This window comes from Variovorax sp. RA8, from assembly GCF_901827175.1.
GTDB lineage: Bacteria > Pseudomonadota > Gammaproteobacteria > Burkholderiales > Burkholderiaceae_C > Variovorax.
In genome coordinates this window covers 2,224,779-2,239,625 of sequence record NZ_LR594662.1, presented here as the reverse complement: position 1 = coordinate 2,239,625, position 14,847 = coordinate 2,224,779, and the positions used below count along the sequence as shown (strand labels likewise).

The following is a 14,847-nucleotide window of genomic DNA, read 5'->3' as shown; positions in this document are numbered from 1 at the left end:
CGTTCAAGCCGACTCGCTCACCAGCGCGCCGGGCACCCTGCCCAGCAGCTTCGCGATGCGCAGCACTTCCTCGGACGGGATCTGGCGGATCAGTTCGCCGCTCGTCCGGTCGACCACCTTCACGACCAGCCGGTCGGTCTCGCCGTCGACCTCGAAGCGCACGCCGATCGACTGGCCCCGCAGGGATTCGTTGATCTCGCGCACCGCGTTCTCGATCGCGTCCGGCGCCGCCTCGACCGCAGCCGGGTCCGGCTCCGGCGTCGTCCTGGCCGCCGCCGCAGCGTCGGCATCGCCGCCACGGCCGGCGAGCATTTGCGCTGCCCGCGCGCTCTCTGCCGCAGGGCTGACTGGGACTGACATGACACCGACTCCGGTTGTTCGCTTTTCCCTGCGGCCTCTATCTTGGAAGCCGCAGGGAAAAGCGCAGACGCGCGGCTGGAAAGCCCCACGTCTGCGCCGCGCGCACCTGCCTTGCGGCAGGTGCATGGGCGCGATTTGCCGATCAGCGCAGCAGCGAGAGAACGCCTTGCGTGGTCTGGTTGGCCTGCGCCAGGACGGAGGTGCCGGCCTGTTGCAGGATCTGGGCGCGCGTCATGTTCGACACTTCCACCGCATAGTCGGCATCCTCGATACGCGAACGGGCGGCCGACAGGTTGTTGGTCGTGTTGTTCAGGTTCGTGATGGTCGACTCGAAACGGTTCTGGACCGCACCGAGCTGGCTGCGCAGCTCGTCGACGCCGGCCAGGGCCTTGTCGATCGAAGCCAGCGGGTCCTGGTTGTACTGCTCGCCCAGGGTCACGGTGCCGTCGTTGGCCACGTTGGCCTTGTAGTACACGTCGGCGCCGTTCGCCTGGCCCTTGACCACGTAGCCACCGGCAGAGCCGTCGGCGTTCGTGACCTTGTGCAGGGTCGGGGACGCGCCCACCGAAGCCGCCGGCAGACCGGAGAGGTCGGCGGTGACATCCGGCACCGCGACCGGGGGCACTTCGTAGCTGGTGATCGCATCCGAGATGCCGGTGGCGGGCGGCGCTTCGGTGGCGAAGTCGCCGCTGTCGTAGGTCACCTGGCCGGTCGTCGCGTCGAAGGTCGCCGCGATGACGTTGGTGCCGCCGTCGCGCGACACGAACCAGTCGCCGTTCTGGTCGACGAACATGTCGATCGACGCGGCGGCGTCGGTGTTGACTGCCACGACGTTGTCGACGTTGACGGTCGCGCCCGTGCCGGTGGAGATTTCCTGGCCGGCCGCAGCCAGCGTTGCCGTCGGAGCGGCGCCCAGCGGGGTGGAGCCGTCGAAGCCGAGGGTGCCCGATGCGCTGTCGTAGGTGGCGGCGTAGAAGGTCGTGCCGCCGTCGTCGGACACGTAGAGCGTGTCGGCGTCGGCGTCGTCGACGTACACGGTGTACGAGCTGGCGGCGGCGCCGTCGACGGCCGTCAGGTTCACCGAGGTGGTCGCGCCGGTCGTACCCGGGGTCACCACGGTCGTGGCGGTCGCGCTGACGGTCGACAGGTCGAGCGACTTCTTCGTGATGTCCATGTTGCCCAGGCCGAGCGTCTTGGACGTGATTTCCTGCAGGTTGATGTCGATCGTCTCGCCGTCGTTCGCGCCGACCTGGATGCTCAGCTTGCTGTCCTTGGCGAGCACGTTCACGCCGTTGAACTGGGTCTGGGCCGACACGCGGTCGATTTCGTCGAGGCGCTGCTTGATTTCAGCCTGGATCGACGAGAGGTCGCTGGAGGAGTTCGTGCCGTTGGCGGCTTGCACCGACAGTTCGCGAACGCGCTGCAGGTTGTTGTTGATTTCGTTCAGCGCGCCTTCCGTCGTCTGGGCGAGCGAGATGCCGTCGTTGGCATTGCGCGCGGCCTGGGTCAGGCCCTTGACGTTGGCGGTGAAGCGGTTGGCGATGGCCTGGCCGGCCGCGTCGTCCTTGGCGCTGTTGATGCGCATGCCGGAGGACAGGCGCTCGATCGCCGTGTTCAACGAGCTCTGGGACTTGTTGAGGTTGTTCTGCGCCACCAGCGAGAGGCTGTTGGTGTTGATGACTTGCGCCATGTTCGACTCCTGATAAACAAAGGTTGTGGACTTCGGCCAAACCGGCCGCAACGCTGGACCCGCTTCCCACCGTGAGATTCAAGCCATCGTTGGTTCAGTTATCGGCAGCGCTTTCCAAATCTTTAGGGCCATCCCAGAGCTCGTTTCGCGCCCCTGATTCCAGGAACACCGCGGAACCGGCTTTGCCGGGCCGCTGGTGTTGCCCCCCGGTAGGGGGTGGGCGGCTACACGAAGTGAGCCAACCTGGGGGGAGCCTATGCCGGCAGGCTCATCACTTCCTGGTAGGCCGCCACCAGCCGGTTGCGCACCTGCAGGCCGGTCTGGAAAGCCACGTTGGCCTTCTGCAGGTCGACCATCACGTCGTTCAGTGCGACGCCGGGACGCCCGAGCTCGAAGGCCTCGGCCTGGCCGTAGGCCTTGTTCTGCGCCGTGCTGATGCCCTCGAGCGAGCGCCTCAGTTCGGCGGCGAAGCCGGCCTGCGGGGCCGACTCGGCGGCGGGGCGCGGCGCGATGCCGGTCTGGAGCGCGGTCACCCGCATCTGCTGCAGGACGGATTCGATGGCTGAGATGGACATGTAGAACCTTTTGGTAAGTCTGGAAGACGCTTGCGTTCCTACAGGAGGGCCGTGGCTCTCCCGCGTGTTTTCAGCGTAACCGCGGGGACCCGAAAGAGATGCGCTCAACTGACGGCGAAAACCCCGGCTGTTCGACCAATCGATTTCACGCCTGCTGCCGAGAATCGATCGCGAAACAAAAAGGCTGCTCGCGACTTCAACGGCATGACTCCACCTCGACGACTTCTCCCGCTCCTCCTGGCCTGTGCCATGGCCGGGGCCCAAGCATGAGCAGCACGGCAGCGCCCGCGGGCGCGATGCCGGCAGCGGCGGGCACGCCGCTGCTGGAACGCCTGCGCGCCCAGCCCAAGCTGCCGCTGATCGTCGGCGCCGCAGCCCTGGTGGCGGCGGCCGCCGCCTTCACGCTTTGGAGCCGCGCACCGGACTACAAGGTGCTCTACACCAACGTCTCGGACCGCGACGGCGGCGCGATCATCGCCTCGCTGACGCAGATGAACGTGCCCTACAAGTTCGCCGAGGGCGGCAGCGCGATCCTGATCGCGGGCGACAAGGTGCCCGAAGTGCGCCTCAAGCTCGCGGCCCAGGGCCTGCCCAAGGGCGGCGGGGTGGGCTTCGAGCTGATGGACAACCAGAAGTTCGGCACCAGCCAGTTCGCCGAGCAGGTCAACTACCAGCGCGGGCTGGAGGGTGAGCTGGCCCGCTCGATCGAGTCGATCGGCACGGTCGAGTCGGCCCGCGTCCACCTGGCGCTGCCCAAGCCCTCGCTCTTCGTGCGCGAGCAGAAGAAGCCTTCCGCCTCCGTGGTGCTGAGCCTGCACCGCGGCCGCGGCATCGACGAGGGCCAGGTCAGCGCCATCGTCCACATGATCTCCAGCAGCGTGCCGGAGCTGGACCCCAAGAGCGTGACGGTGGTGGACCAGCGCGGCAACCTGCTGTCGGCCGCCAACGCCGGCGCGCGCGGGCTGGACGTGAGCCAGCTCAAGTACGCGCAGGAGATCGAACAAGGCTACATCCGCCGCATCGAGGCCATCCTGCAGCCCATCCTCGGCGCGAGCAATGTGCGCGCCCAGGTCGCGGCCGACATCGACTTCTCGGTGGTCGAGCGCACCGAGGAGAAGTTCGCGCCGAACCAGGACCCGCGCAACGCCGCGGTGCGCAGCCAGCAGTCCAGCGAGTCGAACCAGCTCGGCGCCACCCCGCCGGGCGGCGTGCCGGGCGCGCTGTCGAACCAGCCGCCGGTGAACCCCGGCGCACCGATCACGGCACCGCGGCCGGCCAACGCACCCGCCAACGGCGCCACGCCCCCGGGCGCCGCCACCACCACGACGGCGACCACCAGCACCGCGCCGGCCGGGCCCAGCAGCTCGCGCAAGGACACGACGACCAACTACGAGCTCGACCGCTCCATCCGCCATGTGCAGCAGGGCGCCGGCGGGATCAAGCGCCTGTCGGTGGCGGTGGTGGTGAACCACGTGGCCGGCGCCGACGGCAAGGCACGCGCGCTGACGCCGGCCGAGGTCGACCAGATCCGCAACCTGGTGAAGGAGGCCATGGGCTACAGCCAGGAGCGCGGCGATTCGCTCAACGTGCTCAACAGCGCCTTCGCCCGCGACGGGCAGGACGAGCAGCAGGCCGAGGTGCCCCTCTGGAAGGACCCCGCCAACATCGAACTCGCCAAGAGCATCGGCCTGTACCTGCTGCTCGGGGTGCTCGCCCTGTTCGCCTGGTTCGCCGTGTTCCGGCCGCTGCTGCGCAAGCACCTGGCGCCGCCGCCCGCCGCGGCGGCACCCGAACCGGCACCGGCGGCCTCCGCCATCGATCCCGAGGATGAAGCCGGCGCCGCCCAGCTGAGCGCCCTCCAGCGCGAAGCCGAGCGCCGCCAGGCCGACCTCGACTACGTACAGCAGACCGCCGAGCAGGACCCGCGGCTCGTCGCCACTCTGATCAAGCACTGGATGAACCCATGAGCGAAGCCGGAACACGCAAGGCCGCCATCCTCCTGATGTCCCTCGGCGAGGACCGCGCCGCCGCCACGCTGCACCACCTGCCCACCACCGAGGTGCAGGCACTGGGCGCCGCGATGGCCAAGCTGAGCCAGGTTTCCAAGGAGGAGCTGGCGGCCGTCCTCGCGGAATTCCGCCTCGAGACCGAACAGCTCTCCGCCTTGCACCTGGGCTCGGGCAGCTACATCCGCGCAGTGCTGCGCAAGGCGCTGGGCGACGACCGCGCCAGCAACCTGCTCGAGGACATCCTGCAGCCCGACGAGCCGCACGGCGGCATCGAGCGGCTCAACGACCTGGAGGCCGGCGAGGTCGTGGAGCTGATCCGCGACGAGCACCCGCAGATCCTTGCCACGCTGCTGGTCCACCTGGACCGCAAGAAGGCCTCCGAAGTGCTGGAAAAGCTGCCGGTGCGCCTGCGCCACGACGTGATCATGCGCGTGGCCACCTTCGGCGGCGTGCAGCCCGCGGCGCTGGCCGAGCTGACCGACGTGCTGACCGAGATGCTCTCGGGCGAAGGCCTCAAGCGCAGCCGCCTGGGCGGCGTTCGCACTGCGGCCGAGATCGTCAACCTCATGAGCACCGCGCAGGAGGAAGAGGCGATCGCCCACGTGCGCGAGCACGACGAGACCCTGGCGCAGCGCATCGTCGACGAGATGTTCGTCTTCGAGAACCTGCTGGACCTGGAGGACCGCTTCGTCCAGCGCCTGCTCAAGGACATCGAATCCGAGTCGCTCATCGTCGCGCTCAAGGGCTCGACGCAGGAGCTGCGCGACAAGTTCCTCAAGAACATGTCGCAGCGCGCCGCCGAGACGCTGCGCGAGGACATCGAGCTGCGCGGCCCGGTGCGGGTCTCGCAGGTCGAAGCCGAGCAGAAGGCCATCCTGCAAGTGGTGCGCCGCCTCGCCGATGCCGGCGAGGTCGTGATCGCCGCCCCGGGAACCGATGACTTCGTCTAAGCAAACAGCCACCGCTCCCGCGTCGCGCGCACGGCTCGCCGCGGCCTATGCGCCCGCGCGGCCGGCCGCCGCGCCGAAGGCCGCCGCCAAGCCCTCGCTGTCGGCCTGGCAGCGCTGGGAAATGGGCACGCTGGAAAGCGACGATGCCGCGCACGACAGCATGCAGCCCCTGGTCGTTCCGCGCGTGGACCCGGAGGCCCTGGCGCGCGACAACGAGCTCTCCCGCCTGCGCCTGCAGGCGCGTGCCGAAGGCCGCATCGAAGGCCACCGCGAGGGCCTGGCGAAGGGCCGCGCCGAAGGCCACGCCGAAGGGCTGGCCACGGGCCTCGCCGCCGCCAGCGCCCATGCCGAGCAGTTGCGCGCCCTCGCCGCCACGCTGCCGGCCGCGCTGCGCCGGGCCGAGAGCGAACTGGCCGACGCCATCCTCACGCTGGCGCTCGACGTGGCGCGCCAGGTGGTGCACCGCACCCTGCGCGCGGAGCCCGAATGGGTGCTGCCACTGGTGCAGGACCTGCTGCATGCCGAACCCGCACTGCAGGGCGAACCGCGCCTGCTGCTGCATCCCGACGACGTGGCGCTGGTGAAGAGCAGCCTGGGCAACGAGCTGCAGATCGCCGGCTGGCAGGTGCGCCCCGACGACACGCTGGCACGCGGCGGCTGCCGGGTGCAGTCCGCCAGCGGCGAGATGGATGCCAGCCTGGAGACACGCTGGAAGAGCGTGACCGCGGCCCTGAGCCGCGACATCGACGCCGCGGAGCTCTGATGCCGGCCGCCACCGCCAACCCGCATCTGCAGTCCTGGCTCGGCACGCTCGCGCAGGCGCGCGTGGAGATCAACCGCACCGCTGCCACCGTCACCCACTCCGGCCGCCTCACGCGGGCCGTCGGCCTGGTGCTGGAGGCCGTCGGCCTGCAGCTGCCCGTGGGCAGCGACTGCCTGATCGAATTGCCGCCCGGCTATCCCCAGCGCCATGCCGAGGCCGAAGTGGTCGGCTTCGCCGGCGATCGCCTGTTCCTGATGCCCCAGAGCGAGGTGGCCGGTCTCATCCCCGGCGCACGCGTGTTCGCGCGTCCGGGCTCGGCCACGGCCGGCGACGAGGCCCATGGCAAGCGCCTCCCGGTCGGCGAGGGCATGCTCGGGCGTGTGGTCGATGCCGTCGGCCGCCCGCTCGATGGCCTGGGCCCGCTGGAGATCGCGCGCAAGGTGCCGCTGTCGGCGCCGCCCATCAACCCCCTCACCCGCGCGCCCATCGACTCGGTGCTCGATACCGGCGTGCGCGCCATCAACGCGATGCTGACCGTCGGCCGCGGCCAGCGCATGGGCCTGTTCGCCGGCTCCGGCGTCGGCAAGAGCGTGCTGCTCGGCATGATGGCGCGCTACACCAGCGCCGAGGTGATCGTGGTCGGGCTGATCGGCGAGCGCGGCCGCGAGGTCAAGGACTTCATCGAGAACACCCTGGGCGAGGAAGGCCTGGCGCGCGCCGTGGTGGTCGCCGCCCCGGCCGACAACTCGCCGCTGCTGCGACTGCAGGGCGCGGCTTATGCGACCTGCCTGGCCGAATACTTCCGCGACCAGGGCAAGGACGTGCTGCTGATCATGGATTCGCTCACCCGCTACGCCATGGCGCAGCGCGAGATCGCGCTGGCGGTGGGCGAGCCGCCCGCGACCAAGGGCTACCCGCCCTCGGTCTTCGCCAAGCTGCCGGCACTGGTGGAGCGCGCGGGCAACGGCGCGCGCGACGCGCAGGGCCGCGGCGGCTCGATCACCGCCTTCTACACCGTGCTCTCCGAGGGCGACGACCAGCAGGACCCGATTGCCGACTCGGCGCGCGCCATTCTCGACGGCCACGTGGTGCTCTCGCGCACGCTGGCCGAGGCCGGCCACTACCCGGCCATCGACATCGAGGCCTCGATCAGCCGGGCGATGACGGCGCTGATCCCGTCGTCCCAGTTCGACACGGTGCGCCGCTTCAAGCAGATGCTGTCGCGCTACCAGCGCAACCGCGACCTGATCAGCGTCGGCGCCTACGCCGCCGGCCACGACTTGCAGCTGGACCAGGCCATCGCCCTGTATCCCAAGCTGGAGGCCTTCCTCCAGCAGGGCATGGACGAGCGCACCGATTACGCGGCTTCGGTGGCGCGCATGGCCGGCCTGTTCGAGTAGCCCGCATTGACGGAGTCACGCCATGTCCAAGAAGCTCCCCCTCGACACCCTGCAGGAATTGGCGCGCAAGCAAAAGGAAGAAGCAGCGCGCCGCCTGGGCGTGCTGCAGAGCGCACAAGTCAGCGCGCACCAGAAGCTGGACCTGCTGCTGCAGTACCGCCAGGACTATGCCAACCAGCTGCAGTCGCTGATGGCGCACGGCCTGCCCGCCTCGCAGTGGCGCAACTTCAACAACTTCCTGGGCACGCTGGACGGCGCGATCGAGCAGCAGCGCGCCATCGTCAAGCAGGCCGGGCTGCGGCTGGACCTCGGGCGCGGCGACTGGCAGCACCAGGCGCGGCGCCTCAACTCCTTCGACACGCTGGCCGATCGCCTGCGCCGCCAGGAGCTCGCCGTGCAGGCCAAGCGCGAGCAGCGCGACAGCGACGAGCGCGCGGCGCGCAAGTTCATCGACCGCGCCGCCCAACCGAATTTCTAGAGGAACCGCCCATGCCCACCTTCATTCCCTCCGCCGCCCTCCCGGCGAGCTCGGCGCAGCCGGCCGCCCAGTCCGGCGCGCGGGGCCGCCCCGCCGCGGACGAGAGCACACGCAGCAGCTTCGGCGCCGTTCTGGAGCGCTCACGCGCCGGCACGCGCCGCGCGCAGGACGGCGCGGAAGCGGCCAGCGCCGAAGCCGCGGCCACGCCGCAGAAACCGAACCGCCACATGGGGCGGAAGGACGAGCCGGGCTCGGAGCTGCTGACCATCGCGCTGTTCGCGCCGCAGGTCGTGGCCACGGCGCCGGCGCCCACCGCGGCTGACGGCGCGGGCACCGGCACGGGCACGGGCATGGGCAAGGGCGGCACGGTGCTGCCCGCGGCCGGCACGGCGCTGCCGAAGGACGCATCGCTCGCCGCAGCGGCCGCCGTCGCATCGACGCCCGGCGCCGATGCATCGTCCGCCGCGGACGAAGGCGCGCGCCAGGATGCCAAGGCGCCACCGACCGGCCCGGCCGTGGACACGACCACGGCGGCTGGCAGCTCCGCCGCACCGGCCGACAAGGGCCTCGTGCTGCCGGGCATGCCGGCCGCGAGCGCCGAGGCCACCGTGCAGCCCGCCACCGCCAACGCCCCCGCATCGGCGCTCCCGCTGGCCAGCGCGCTGCCGTCCGCAAAGACACCGGCAGCCGCCGGCGCCGCGGCGGCTTCAGCCCCCGCCGACACGAAGGCCGTGCCCGCAGCGTCGCTCACCGCCGGCGATGCCACGTCCGTCGAGGCGCAACCCGCCATCCTCGCAGCGGCGGCGGCAGACACAGAGACCGCCTCCGCACCCGTGGCGCCCCCGGCCGTGCTCGCAGCGGCCTCCCCGATGCAGCCCGCGCTGGACCGCGCGCAGCCCGCGGCCAGCCCGGCACCGGCGCAGACCCTCGCCCCGCCCGTCGGCAGTGCCGAGTGGGCCCCGGCGCTGGGCCACCAGATGCTGCGCATGACGGCCGGCGGCCAGCAGGTGGCCGAGCTCAATCTCAACCCGGCCGGTCTCGGCCCGCTGAAGATCACCCTCAGCGTCGGCGACAACCAGGCCCAGGCCATGTTCGTCTCCGCGCACGAGTCCGTGCGCAAGGCCGTCGAGGCCGCGCTGCCGCAACTGCGCAGCACCCTGGCCGAGCAGGGCATCAGCCTGGGCCAGACCTCGGTCGGCGCCGAATCGCGGCCCTGGGCCGGCGCGGGCGGCTCCGGCCAGCAGCAGGAGCAGCGCCAGAACGCATCCGCGAACGGCGCGAGCTATCCGGGCGCGGGGCGCAGCGAAGCGGCAACCACGCCGCTGCCCGCACGCGCCAGCACACCATCGCGCACCACCGCCATCGACACCTTCGCCTGAATCCGAAACGCGCGATCTGAGGCCCTTTCCCCCGCTTGATCGGGGCTTCGTTTCGCCGCGCATCAACCAAAAATAAGACCACCCAAACGTTGCTTCCCATGGCCACCAGTCCCTCTCTCCCCACCGCCGCGGCGCCGCGCTCCTCGAAGCTTTTGATCGGACTGTTGGTCCTCACCAGCCTGGCCGCGCTGGCCGGCGGCGGCTTCGCATTGAGCCGCAGCAGCCTGTTCGCGCAGGAAGCGCCGGCCGCCGCGGCGCCCAAGCCGATGCCCAAGCCCATCTTCGTGACCCTCGAGCCGCTGACCGTCAACGTGCAGTCCGAGGGCCGCAGCCGCTTCCTGCACATCGGCATGGCGCTCAAGGTGAACGATGAGCAGGCCAAGGCGCAGCTGGTCGAGTTCATGCCCGAGCTGCGCAGCCGCCTGCTGCTGCTGCTGTCGAACCGCCAGCCCGAGACGCTGCTGTCTACCCAGGACAAGGCCAAGCTCGCCGAGGAGATCCGCACCGAGCTCAACCGGCCGCTCTCTCCCGAGGCCCAGCCGCAGGCGATCGCCGGCGTCTCCTTCAACACCTTCGTGGTGCAGTGATCAGCCCTCGCTTCGGACACACGACCCATGGCCTATGAACAGGTGCTCTCGCAGGACGAGGTCGATGCGCTGCTGTCGGGCGTCACCGGCGGCGCCGTCGACCAGCGCCGCGCGCCCGAGCCCCAGGCCGACGGCCTGCCGCTCTACGACCTCGGCGCGCCCGACCGCGTGGTGCGCGGCCGCATGCACACGCTGGAGGTCATCAACGAGCGCTTCGCGCGCAACCTGCGCAGCGCGTTGCTGAACTTCATGCGCCGCAGCCCCGACGTCTCGGTCGGCCCGGTGCAGATCCAGCAGTACGGCGAGTTCGTGCGGCACCTGCCGGTGCCCACCAACATCAACATGCTGCACCTGAAGCCGCTGCGCGGCACGGCGCTGTTCGTGTTCGATCCGAAGCTGGTGTTCCTGGTGGTGGACAACCTCTTCGGCAGCGACGGGCGTTACCACGTGCGCGTGGAGGGCCGCGACTTCACGCGCACCGAGCAGCGCATCATCAAGCGCCTGCTCAACCTCAGCCTGCAGTGCTATGGCGATGCCTGGCAGCCTGTGTTCCCGCTGGCCTTCGACTACATCCGCGCCGAGATGCACGGCAAGCTGGCCAACATCGTGGCGCCGAACGAGGTGGTGGTCACCACCACGCTGCAGATCGAATTCGGCCCGGTGGGCGGCTTCCTGCACGTGTGCATCCCCTACTCGATGATCGAGCCGATCCGCGACCTGCTGTCCAACCCGGTGCAGGACGAGATCGAGATCGACAAGCGCTGGGTCAAGCAGATGAGCCAGCAGATGCAGAGCGCCGACGTGGCGCTCACCGCCGACTTCGTGACCATCGGCACCACCATCGGCGAGCTGATGCGCCTGCAGGTCGGCGACGTGCTGCCGATCGAGCTGCCCGAAACCGTGCTCGCGCGCGTCGACGGCGTTCCCGTGATGGAGTGCGGCTACGGCGTCTCCAACGAACGCTACGCGCTGCGCGTGCAACAGATGATCTCCCACAAAGACAGCGATCCGAAGAGCGACCATGACTGACAACACTTCCTCCGGCGGCGACATGGACGACTGGGCGAGCGCCCTGGCCGAGCAGACCGCGGCTTCAGCCCCGGCGCCCCAGCCGGCGAGCGCCCCCGCCCCGGCGGCGGCACCGGCCGGCGCCCAGGTCTTCCAGCCGCTGCAGAACACCGCCGCCGCCGCCGGCGCGGTGGACATCGAACGCATCCTCGACGTGCCGGTGCAGCTGATGGCCGAGATCGGCCGCACGCGCATCACCATCAAGAACCTGCTTCAGCTGTCGCAGGGCTCGGTGGTGGAGCTCGACGGACTGGCCGGCCAGCCGCTGGACGTGCTGATCAACGGCTACCTGATCGCGCAGGGCGAGGTGGTGGTGGTGAACGACAAGTACGGCATCCGACTGACCGACATCGTCACCCCCTCCGAGCGCATGCAGAAGCTCAGCCGTTCATGAAGCTCCCTGGGCCTTTCACGCGCGGCGCGGCCGTGCTGGCAGCCTGCGCGGCCACGCTCTGCGCGCACGCGGCCCTGCCCACGGTGCCCGCGCCCGCCGCCGAGGCTGCGCCGGCCGTCGGCGCATCCGGCCTGCTGCAAGCCGGGCTCGGCATGGTGCTGGTGCTGGGTCTGATCTTCCTGTGCGCCTGGCTGGCGCGCCGCTTCGGCCTGCCGCGCTTCGGCGGCAGCGCCCTCGTCAAGGTGGTGGGCAGCGCGATGGTCGGCCAGCGCGAGCGCGTGGTGGTGGTCGAGGTGGGCGAGACCTGGCTGGTGCTGGGCGTCACCGCGAGCCAGGTCAACGCGCTGCACTCGCTGCCGGCGCAGGCCCTGCCCGCGGCATCGGCGCCGCCTGCGGCACACGGCGGCAGCGCGAAGGCGGTGGAGCTGTTCGCGCAGAAGCTGCGTGAATCGCTGGGCATCCATCCGAAGCCGGGCGCCTGATGCGACGCCTTCCTCTTCGCCACCTGCGCCGCGCGGGCCTGCTGCTCGCGCTGGCCTTGCCCGCGCTCGCCTTCGCGCAAGGCCTGCCGGGGCTCACCAGCACGCCCGGGCCCGGCGGCAGCCAGACCTGGTCGCTCAGCGTGCAGACGCTGGTGCTGCTGACCTCGCTGAGCTTCCTGCCGGCGCTGCTGCTGTCGATGACCAGCTTCACCCGCATCCTCATCGTGCTGGGCCTGCTGCGCACGGCGCTGGGCACCCAGGCCTCTCCGCCCAACCAGATCCTCGTGGGCCTGTCGCTCTTCCTCACCTTCTTCGTGATGGCGCCGGTCTTCGACAAGGTCTACGACGAGGCCTACAAGCCGCTGTCGGAAAACAAGATCAGCACCGAGCGTGCACTCGAGCGCGGCATCGCCCCCTTCAAGACCTTCATGCTCAAGCAGACGCGCGAGAACGACCTCGCGCTGTTCGCCAAGCTGGCCAAGGTGCCGGCGATGGAAGGGCCGGAGGACGTGCCGCTGCGCATCCTGCTGCCCTCCTTCGTCATCAGCGAGCTGAAGACCGCCTTCCAGATCGGCTTCACCATCTTCATCCCCTTCCTGATCATCGACCTGGTGGTGGCCAGCGTGCTCATGTCGATGGGGATGATGATGGTGCCGCCCGCCTCCATCGCCCTGCCCTTCAAGCTGATGCTCTTCGTCATGGCCGACGGCTGGCAACTGCTCATCGGCGCGCTCGCCCAGAGCTTCTTCGTATAGGAATCCTGGAATGACACCCGAATCGGTCATGTCCATCGGCAGCCAGGCCATCCACGTCTCCCTGCTGCTCGGCGCGCCGCTGCTGCTGGTGGCGCTGGTGGTGGGCCTGGTCATCAGCATCTTCCAGGCTGCGACGCAGATCAACGAGGCCACGCTGTCCTTCATCCCGAAGCTGCTGGCCGTGTTCGCAGTGCTGGTGATCGCCGGGCCGTGGATGCTGGGGCAGATGCTGGACTACATCCGCACGCTGTTCTCGAGCATCCCGCAGCTCGTCGCCTAGTGGATGAGGCATCGGGTGTTGGCTTTCGGCTGGGACTCGCTGGGCATCGGGCCTCTCTTGTTGCGCTGTTGTTGGTTTGAGGCTGGGGCCGGGAGTTCGCCCCGGCGGGCGAGTCACTTTCTTTGTCTCGCCAAAGAAAGTAACCAAAGAAAGGCGACCCCACTGCGCGCGTCCCTCCGCTTCGCTACGGGCAACCTGCGGTGCTCGCTTTTCGCGGGGTCCGCGCAAACTCGCTGCGCTCAAACACGCGCGGCCCTGATCCGCGAAAAGCTCCGCTCCTCGGCACGCGCAGAGGGGATATGGGACGGGCCATCGCTTCGCTCGGCCACCAACGGCCTCGCTGCGCGAGGCCTGGAACTGGCACATGCGAACACGCACGAACTGGAGCACGAGCACGAGCACGAGCACGAGCATGGGCATGGGCATGCGCATGCGCATGGGCGCGAGTGTCAGCGTCAGCAAAGACCAGAAGCTCACGCCAACCCCCACCCCACACAAGGACGCGCCATGGCGCGTTGGATTCCAAGTCCCCTCTGGCCGCGCCGAGGAGCGCAGCTTTTCGCGGATAAAGGGCCGCGCGTGTTTGAGCCGGAGGCGAGTTTGCGCGGACCCCGCGAAAAGCGAGCACCGCAGGTTGCCCGCAGCTTCGCTGCGGGTCGCGGCCAGTGGGGTCGCCTTTTCTTTGGTTACTTTCTTTTGGCGAGACAAAAGAAAGTGACTCGGCTGCCGGGACGACGCCCCGGCTCCTGCCTCAAAACAAGCACACCGCCAAAACAGGCGAACGAACACCTCTACCCCTCCCCCGAAGGGAAGAGAACAGGACGCCAAGCGAACTCGCAGGCGGTTACCTGGTGAGCCCAAGCGTCCTCTCCATCACCTCGGCGGAGCTGAACGCCTGGATGGTGGCCTTCCTCTGGCCGTTCGTGCGCATGCTGGCGCTGGTCGGCACGGCACCGATCTTCGGCGAGCCCAATGTGCCGCGGCAGCTCAAGGTCGCGATCGCGGCGCTGCTGGCCATTGCGCTGGCGCCCGCGTTGCCGGCGATGCCGCAGGTGCCGGTGGTCTCGATCGGCGGGGTGTGGATCGTGATGCAGCAGGTGCTCATCGGCGCGGCCATCGGCTTCACGATGCGCCTGATGTTCGCCGCCGTGCTGGCCGCGGGCGAGTACGTGGGCCTGCAGATGGGCCTGTCCTTCGCCTCCTTCTTCGACCCGATGAGCGGCGGCGCGACCATGGTGGTGGCGCGGCTGCTGCACATGCTGGCGATGCTGATCTTCCTCGCGCTGGACGGCCACCTGCTGCTGGTGGCGGCGCTCGCCGACAGCTTCCAGGTCCTGCCGGTCGCCGACGCGCCGCTGGCCGCGCAAGGCTGGCTGCTGCTGGTGCACGGCGGCGCGCAGATCTTCGCGACAGGCTTCATGCTGGCGCTGCCGCTGATCACGGCGCTGCTCACGCTGAACCTCGCGATGGGCATCCTGAACCGCGCCTCGCCGCAGTTCAGCATCTTTGCAGTGGGCTTTCCGCTGACGCTGCTGGCGGGGATCGGGATGTTGCAGTTGCTGATGCCGCAGCTGGGTGCGTTTCTGGCGCCGCGCTTCGCGAGCGGGCTGGCGTCGGTGATGGAGTTGACGCAGGCGCTGCGCGCGCCCTGAGCGGCTGGTGCCGCACGGGCTTGCG

General features: G+C 69.7%; 16 protein-coding genes. 13 read left to right on the top strand and 3 right to left on the bottom strand.

Annotation, left to right across the window (positions count from 1 at the left end; all coding sequences use genetic code 11):
• Positions 1 to 3: 3 nt before the first annotated feature.
• The 3 genes from E5P3_RS10675 to fliE all read right to left on the bottom strand — a co-directional run bounded on the left by E5P3_RS10675 (position 4) and on the right by fliE (position 2,625).
• A complete protein-coding gene (locus tag E5P3_RS10675) occupies positions 4 to 360 on the bottom strand; it encodes a flagellar protein FlaG (protein WP_162585949.1) in 357 nt (118 codons plus the stop codon).
• A 142-nt stretch (positions 361 to 502) separates the two neighbouring features.
• Positions 503 to 2,050, bottom strand: a complete 1,548-nt coding sequence (locus tag E5P3_RS10670) for a flagellin N-terminal helical domain-containing protein (protein WP_162585948.1) — start codon at positions 2,048 to 2,050, stop codon at positions 503 to 505.
• 254 nt (positions 2,051 to 2,304) lie between these two features.
• Positions 2,305 to 2,625, bottom strand: a complete 321-nt coding sequence (fliE, locus tag E5P3_RS10665; protein WP_162585947.1) for a flagellar hook-basal body complex protein FliE — start codon at positions 2,623 to 2,625, stop codon at positions 2,305 to 2,307.
• A 266-nt stretch (positions 2,626 to 2,891) separates the two neighbouring features.
• On the opposite strand from fliE, the gene fliF reads away from it, so the two are divergent.
• The 13 genes from fliF (at position 2,892) to fliR (ending at position 14,822) form a co-directional block, all read left to right on the top strand.
• Entirely contained in the window at positions 2,892 to 4,592 is a 1,701-nt protein-coding gene (gene fliF / locus E5P3_RS10660) for a flagellar basal-body MS-ring/collar protein FliF (protein WP_162585946.1), read from the top strand.
• Positions 4,589 to 5,584 (top strand): flagellar motor switch protein FliG, encoded by a 996-nt coding sequence (gene fliG, locus E5P3_RS10655; RefSeq protein WP_162585945.1) that lies wholly within the window; start codon positions 4,589 to 4,591, stop codon positions 5,582 to 5,584. The genes fliF and fliG overlap by 4 nt, the downstream gene beginning before the upstream one ends.
• The gene (gene fliH, locus E5P3_RS10650; protein ID WP_232073074.1) at positions 5,571 to 6,347 is read left to right on the top strand and encodes a flagellar assembly protein FliH; all 777 of its coding nucleotides are present in this window, start codon (positions 5,571 to 5,573) and stop codon (positions 6,345 to 6,347) included. The genes fliG and fliH overlap by 14 nt, the downstream gene beginning before the upstream one ends.
• A complete protein-coding gene (gene fliI, locus E5P3_RS10645) occupies positions 6,347 to 7,747 on the top strand; it encodes a flagellar protein export ATPase FliI (protein WP_162585944.1) in 1,401 nt (466 codons plus the stop codon). The genes fliH and fliI overlap by 1 nt, the downstream gene beginning before the upstream one ends.
• 22 nt (positions 7,748 to 7,769) lie before the next feature.
• On the top strand, positions 7,770 to 8,225 hold the full coding sequence (gene fliJ, locus E5P3_RS10640; RefSeq protein WP_162585943.1) for a flagellar export protein FliJ: 456 nt from the start codon (positions 7,770 to 7,772) through the stop codon (positions 8,223 to 8,225).
• An 11-nt stretch (positions 8,226 to 8,236) separates the two neighbouring features.
• The gene (locus tag E5P3_RS10635) at positions 8,237 to 9,604 is read left to right on the top strand and encodes a flagellar hook-length control protein FliK (RefSeq protein ID WP_162585942.1); all 1,368 of its coding nucleotides are present in this window, start codon (positions 8,237 to 8,239) and stop codon (positions 9,602 to 9,604) included.
• A gap of 98 nt (positions 9,605 to 9,702) precedes the next feature.
• Entirely contained in the window at positions 9,703 to 10,191 is a 489-nt protein-coding gene (gene fliL, locus E5P3_RS10630) for a flagellar basal body-associated protein FliL (RefSeq protein WP_162585941.1), read from the top strand.
• Between the two features lie 27 nt (positions 10,192 to 10,218).
• Positions 10,219 to 11,220 (top strand): flagellar motor switch protein FliM, encoded by a 1,002-nt coding sequence (fliM, locus tag E5P3_RS10625; protein WP_162585940.1) that lies wholly within the window; start codon positions 10,219 to 10,221, stop codon positions 11,218 to 11,220.
• Positions 11,213 to 11,653: a flagellar motor switch protein FliN gene (fliN, locus tag E5P3_RS10620; protein WP_162585939.1), complete on the top strand. Its 441-nt coding sequence runs from the start codon at positions 11,213 to 11,215 to the stop codon at positions 11,651 to 11,653. Before fliM ends, fliN begins: the two co-directional genes overlap by 8 nt.
• The gene (gene fliO / locus E5P3_RS10615) at positions 11,650 to 12,135 is read left to right on the top strand and encodes a flagellar biosynthetic protein FliO (RefSeq protein WP_162585938.1); all 486 of its coding nucleotides are present in this window, start codon (positions 11,650 to 11,652) and stop codon (positions 12,133 to 12,135) included. The genes fliN and fliO overlap by 4 nt, the downstream gene beginning before the upstream one ends.
• Entirely contained in the window at positions 12,135 to 12,890 is a 756-nt protein-coding gene (gene fliP, locus E5P3_RS10610) for a flagellar type III secretion system pore protein FliP (RefSeq protein ID WP_162585937.1), read from the top strand. Before fliO ends, fliP begins: the two co-directional genes overlap by 1 nt.
• Before the next feature lie 10 nt (positions 12,891 to 12,900).
• Positions 12,901 to 13,170 (top strand): flagellar biosynthesis protein FliQ, encoded by a 270-nt coding sequence (gene fliQ / locus E5P3_RS10605; RefSeq protein WP_106559857.1) that lies wholly within the window; start codon positions 12,901 to 12,903, stop codon positions 13,168 to 13,170.
• 899 nt (positions 13,171 to 14,069) lie between these two features.
• Positions 14,070 to 14,822 (top strand): flagellar biosynthetic protein FliR, encoded by a 753-nt coding sequence (gene fliR / locus E5P3_RS10600; RefSeq protein WP_162589632.1) that lies wholly within the window; start codon positions 14,070 to 14,072, stop codon positions 14,820 to 14,822.
• Positions 14,823 to 14,847: the final 25 nt, after the last annotated feature.